Annotated in this window: 5 protein-coding genes; 1 reads left to right on the top strand and 4 read right to left on the bottom strand. The window is 70.3% G+C overall.

Annotation, left to right across the window (positions count from 1 at the left end):
• A partial coding sequence (locus AC27VN_RS31050) for a helix-turn-helix transcriptional regulator (RefSeq protein ID WP_490879046.1) occupies positions 1–501 on the top strand: 501 nt, incomplete at its 5' end.
• Between the two features lie 6 nt (positions 502–507).
• Here AC27VN_RS31050 and AC27VN_RS31045 read toward each other — a convergent pair.
• The 4 genes from AC27VN_RS31045 to AC27VN_RS31030 form a co-directional block, all read right to left on the bottom strand.
• Entirely contained in the window at positions 508–1,965 is a 1,458-nt protein-coding gene (locus tag AC27VN_RS31045) for a SulP family inorganic anion transporter (RefSeq protein WP_490879045.1), read from the bottom strand.
• Positions 1,966–2,284: 319 nt separating this feature from the next.
• Positions 2,285–2,995 (bottom strand): SDR family oxidoreductase, encoded by a 711-nt coding sequence (locus AC27VN_RS31040; RefSeq protein ID WP_490879044.1) that lies wholly within the window; start codon positions 2,993–2,995, stop codon positions 2,285–2,287.
• A 202-nt stretch (positions 2,996–3,197) separates the two neighbouring features.
• Complete coding sequence (locus AC27VN_RS31035) at positions 3,198–3,806, bottom strand: glutathione S-transferase (RefSeq protein WP_296739593.1); 609 nt, start codon at positions 3,804–3,806, stop codon at positions 3,198–3,200.
• 22 nt (positions 3,807–3,828) lie between these two features.
• Positions 3,829–5,544 carry an FAD-dependent oxidoreductase gene (locus tag AC27VN_RS31030; RefSeq protein ID WP_490879043.1) on the bottom strand — a complete coding sequence of 572 codons (1,716 nt, stop codon included), beginning with the start codon at positions 5,542–5,544 and terminating at the stop codon, positions 3,829–3,831.
• Between the last annotated feature and the right edge of the window lie 77 nt (positions 5,545–5,621).

Raw genomic sequence — 5,621 nt, 5'->3', positions numbered from 1 at the left:
CCGCTCGTGGGCCTGCTCGACCTGATGGGCTGGGAGACGGCCGAGCCGCGCCCGGGCTCGACCCTGGCGCGCACCCACCTCGCGGCGCTGGTGCTGGTGCAGGCGCTGCGCGTGCATCTCGCGAACGCGCCGCAGCCCGAGGGCTGGCTCGGCGCGATGACCGATGCGCGCATCGGCACCGCGCTGTCGCGCATGCATGCCGACATCGCCCAACCCTGGACGGTGGAGCGCCTGGCGCAGACGGCCAGCATGTCGCGCACGGCCTTCGCGCTGCGCTTCAAGGCACTGACGGGCTCGACGCCGCTCGACTATCTCGGCGGCTGGCGCATGACGGTGGCGCGCCATGCGCTGCGGCACGGCGACGAGGGCATCGCGCGCATCGCCGAGCGCGTGGGCTACCAGTCGGAGACGGCGTTCAGCGCGGCCTTCCGGCGCGCGGTGGGCGAAAGCCCGGGGCGCTTTCGCAGCCAGGTACGCGCCGAGGCGGCCGCCGCGACCTGAGCCGGTTCACTCGGGCGCCGCGTCGAGGCGCAGCACGAGGTCGCGGCTGGCCTGGTTCATGCCGCTCACGTCGACCGCGCTGCCGTGCTTGCGCAGCCGCTCGACCACCTTGCGCAGCGCCGCCACGGCGGTCACGTCCCAGAAGTGCGCCTGCGAGACGTCGATGCGCACCGGCGCGCCGTCGATCTCGCGCACGTCGAAGGCGTCGACCAGCATGTCGGCCGAGGCGAAGAAGACCTGGCCGCTCACGGCGAAGCGCCAGGCGCCCTCTTCGTCCTGCCGCGCCTGCACCCGCAGCAGCCGCGCCACCTTGAAGGTGAAGAAGACGCCGCTGAGCAGCACGCCGATGCCCACGCCCGCGGCCAGGTTGTCGGTGGCGACGGTGACGGCCACGGTGGCGAGCATCACGACGCTCGACAGGCGCGGATGGCGCACCAGCGTGCGCAGCGAACCCCAGTCGAAGGTCGAGGCCGAAACCATCACCATGATCGCGACCAGCGCCGCCACCGGCACCTGCGACACCCAGGGCTTGAGCAGCACCATGAGGATCAGCAGGAAGGCGCCCGCGAACAGGGTCGAGAGCCGGCCGCGGCCGCCGTAGCGCACGTTGCTCACGGTCTGGCCGATCATTCCGCAGCCCGCGATGCCGCCGAAGCAGCTGGCCGCCACGTTCGCGAGGCCGAGGCCGCCGCACTCTCGGTTCTTCGAGCTCGGGGTGTCGGTGAGCTCGTCGACCACGCTCGCGGTCATCATCGATTCGAGCAGGCCGACCATCGCGATCGCGAAGGCGGGCAAGGCGATGATGCGCAGGGTCTCGAGGGTCAGCGGCACGGCGGGCAGCGCGAACATGGGCAAGGCATCGGGCAGCTGGCCGAGGTCGGCCACGGTCTTGAGCGGCAGTCCGAGCCACTGGCCCACGAGCGTGACCACCACGATGCACACCAGCGGCGACGGTACCGCGGTGGTGAGGCGTGGCAGCAGGTAGATGACCGCGAGCCCGAGGCCGACCATCGCCCAGGTGGCGGCATTGGCGCCGATGAAGTGCGGCATCTGTGCCGCGAAGATCAGGATCGCAAGGGCGTTGACGAAGCCGGTGCGCACCGACGACGACACGAAGCGCATCAGCACGCCGAGGCGCAGCAGCCCGAAGGCGATCTGCATCGCGCCCGCGAGCAGGCCGGCCGCGAGCAGATAGGCCAGGCCGTGCGCATGCACCAGCGGCGCGGCCACCAGCGCCACCGACCCGGCCGCGGCCGAGACCATGGCAGGGCGCCCGCCGGTGAAGGCGATGACGATGCCGATGACGAAGGAGGCGAACAGGCCCACCGCGGGATCGACACCGGCGACGAAGGAAAAGGCGATGACCTCGGGAATGAGCGCGAAGGTGGCGACGGCGCCGGCCATCAGTTCGCGCGGAATGCTCGGGCACCACTCGGTGCGCAGGCGGCTGTAGCGGGAAGACATGGAGAAAACGGAAAGCAGCCCGCGTGCCGGCAAGGCATCGCGGGACGTTGGAAGGCATCGCGCCGGCTGGCGGCGCAAGGGAGAAAGCGGCGGGCGCTGCCGCCGCGCTTCATTCAATGCGCCAGGCTCAAGGGGGAGTCAGCCGCGAGCAGCCCGATTGCCGGGACTGGCTGTCGCGCGCGATGCGAGCGAGCGCATAGCAGGAGGCGCGCCGGCGTACGTGCCGGCTGAAGAGAAGGACGTCCGCGCGAAGCTTGTTGGGGTGGCGGGACGTCCTCGGGCACATGGGCGCCGATTGTAGGCAGCGCCCATGACGGCCTCAGACGGAGCGCGTGATGCCCCCGTCGACGCGCAGGTTCTGGCCGGTGATGTAGCCCGCGCCGTCGGAAGCGAGAAAGCCGATGGTGGCGGCGATCTCGTCGCTGCGGCCATAACGTCCCATGGGAATGCGTTCGCGGAACACTTCCTTCTCGGGCAGGCTGTCGATGAAGCCGGGCAGCACGTTGTTCATGCGCACGTTGTGCTCGGCATACTGGTCGGCGAAGAGCTTGGTGAAGGCGGCGAGGCCGGCACGGAACACGCCCGAGGTCGGAAACACGGGATCGGGTTCGAAGGCGGCAAAGGTCGAGATGTTGATGATGGCGCCGCCGCCCTGCTTGACCATGTGCGGCGTGACGAGCCGGCTGGGGCGCACGGCGCTCAGCAGGTAGACGTCCATGCCGCGGTGCCAGTCGTCGTCGGTGATTTCCAGAATGGGCGCGCGCGGGCCGTGGCCGGCGCTGTTGACGAGGACGTCGATGCGGCCCCACTCGGCGATGACGCGGTCGACGAGTTGCTTGAGGTCGTCGTTCGACTGGTTGGAGCCGGTCACGCCAATGCCGCCGAGCTCCTTCGCGAGGGCCTCGCCCTTGCCCGAGGAAGACAGGATGGCGACACGAAAACCGTCCTGCGCGAGCTTGCGGGCCGCGGCGGCGCCCATGCCGCTGCCGCCTGCCGTGACGATGGCTACCTTGTTTTGCTCAGAAGACATTCGGGGTCCTTGGTTTCTTGCGGAGGGTGGCATTTAGCCAAGGAATCGTCGGTCTTGCCAGGCTGGGCGTTTTTTGTTCGGGGCGCGTGCACAGGGCATCGGGTACTCCCCGCAGCGAAATAAAGGAGGAGGCCGCAGGCCGGGGGACATTCGCGGAGGGGAGTACCCCATCGGCGTGAGCCCACCCCCACACGCAAAAAACTCAAGCCGTAGGCAACGTAGCCTGCATCGAAGCCCGCCGATTGAACGCCTCGAACCACTCAGCGCTGCGAGGCGCCTGAGCACGCCAATCCACATCCGGAAACCGGAAGTCCATGTACCCCAGCGCACAGCCGAAGGCGATGGTCCCGATGTCCACACGTTCGCCGAATCCGGCCGCTTCCTTCTCGAGCCATTCGAGCCCGGTGCGCACCTTCGCGAGCTGGCCGTCGGTCCAGTCGGCCCAGCGGAATTCCTGCGGACGCAGCACGTTCTCGTAGCGCGCGAGCAGCGCGGCGGCGGTCATGCCGTCGGCCAGCGAGAGTTCGGTGAGACGGGCCCAGCGCTCCTTGCCCGAGGCGGGGAACAGCGTGCCGCCCTGCTGGTCGTTGAGGTACTCGCAGATCACGCGGCTGTCGAACAGGGCCTGGCCGTCGTCGGTGAGGAAGGTCGGCACCTGGCCCAGCGGGTTGGTCGGCAGGATGGTCGCGTCGCGCTTCACCGGGCCGGCCGCGCTCGGCAGGCGCTCGATGCGCTCGGCGATGCCGAGCTCGTGCGCGACGACCATGCATTTGCGCACGAAGGGGGAAGCGGGGGAATAGAAGATCTTCATGATGGGTGTGAAGTGTGTGGTGTCAGGCGTGTTCGTCGCGGCCATGGGCCAGGTGCATGCCGGCCGCCCAGCCGAAGGTCAGGGCCGGTCCCAGCGTGATGCCGGGCGCAGGATACTCGCCTCCCATCACCGAATGCATGTCGTTGCCGGCCACGTACAGGCCCGCGATCGGCGTGCCGCGCGCATCGAGCACGCGTGCATGGCCATCGGCGCGCACGCCCAGTGCCGTGCCGATGTCGCCGGGATAGACCTTGACCGCGTAGAACGGCGCCTTCGCGACCGGTGCCACGCAGGCATTGGGCTGGTGCTCGGGGTCGCCGAGGTAGCGGTTGTAGGCCGTGCTGCCCTTGCCGAAGGCCGGGTCCTCGCCGCGCGCGGCCGGTGGGTTGAACGCGGCCACGGTGCGTGCGAGGCCGTCGGGGTCGACATCGGCTTGGCGTGCCAGCGCCTCGAGCGTGTCGGCGCGGTACAGGTAGCCGGCGCGCACCAGGTGCTCGCGCGACCGCCCGCCCGGCAGCGCGAGGCCCAGGCCCCACTTTTCCATGAAGTCGCTGTCGCACACCAGCAGCGCCGGGATGCTCGTGCCGGCCTCGTTGGCCTGGTACATGCCGCGCACGAACTCGTGGTACGAGCTAGCCTCGTTGACGAAGCGCTCGCCGCGCGCGTCGACCGCGATCAGCCCGGGCTTGGCGCGGTCCCACACCAGGTGCGGATAGCGCAGCATGCTGCCGTCGGGACGCTGCATCATCGACACCGGTGCCCACAGCGCCGGGCCCGTGTGGCCGGTGCCGAGCACGCCGCCGGCCTGCCGCGCCATCGCGATGCCCTCGCCGACATTGCCCTGCGGCGACATCGAGTAGGGCCCGGTCGGCGCGGGATAGTGCTCGGCGCGCATCTGCGCATTCCACGGAAAGCCACCGGTCGCGACCACCACGCCGCGCCGCGCCTGCAGCACGATCTCACGGCCGTCGCGCTTCACGCGCACGCCGGTCACCGCACCGCCCGCATCCTGCTCGAGCGCCAGCGCGGGCGTCTCGAGCCAGAACGGAATCTTCTGCTTCAGCAGCCCGTGGAACAGCCGCCCCGCGAGCGCATTGCCCAGCAGCAGCCGCGTGCCGCGGTGGTGGCCACTCAAGCGGTCGGCGAAGTAGCGCAGCACCAGCTTCATGCCGTGCTTCCACGACGCGAACGAGCGCGTGACCGCGAGCAAGTGCTTCACGTCGGTCATGTTGACCATCATCCCGCCGAGCACGCAGAACTCGGGAAGCGGATCGCGCAGGGTGCGGAAGTGCGGGCCGAGCAGCCGGCCGTCGAACTCGATCGGGTCGAGCGAACGGCCGCCCATCGCGGCGCCCTCGCGGTCGGGGTGGTAGTCGGGCGAGTAGGTGCGCGCGGCGAGCTGCACGTCGGTGCGCTCGCGCAGGTAGCGCAGCGCGCGCGGCCCGGCCTCGAGGAAGGCATGGCGCAGCGCCTCGTCGCCGGCCGCGCCCACCGTGTTGCGCAGATAGGTCAGCGCCTTCTCGGGCGTGTCGGGATGGCCCGCAGCCTCGGCCTGGTCGTTGAGCGGCACCCACACCGCGCCGCCCGAGATCGCGGTCGAGCCGCCGATGCGGTCGGTCTTCTCGATCACCAGCACGTCGAGGCCTTCGAGCTTCGCCGTGAGCGCGGCCGCGAGCCCGCCCGCGCCGCTGCCGATCACGACCACGTCGTAGCCGGTCTTCTCCTGGGGCTGCGCCATCACGCCCCCGAGCCGCCGAGCGACTTGCCGCCGTCGACGAACAGCACCTGGCCCGTGACGAAGCCGGTGGCCGGCGA

Source organism: Variovorax sp. 20P10.2.4 (assembly GCF_058244205.1).
Note: the sequence above shows the minus strand (reverse complement) of the source record. Positions and strands in the feature narration are given on the sequence as shown.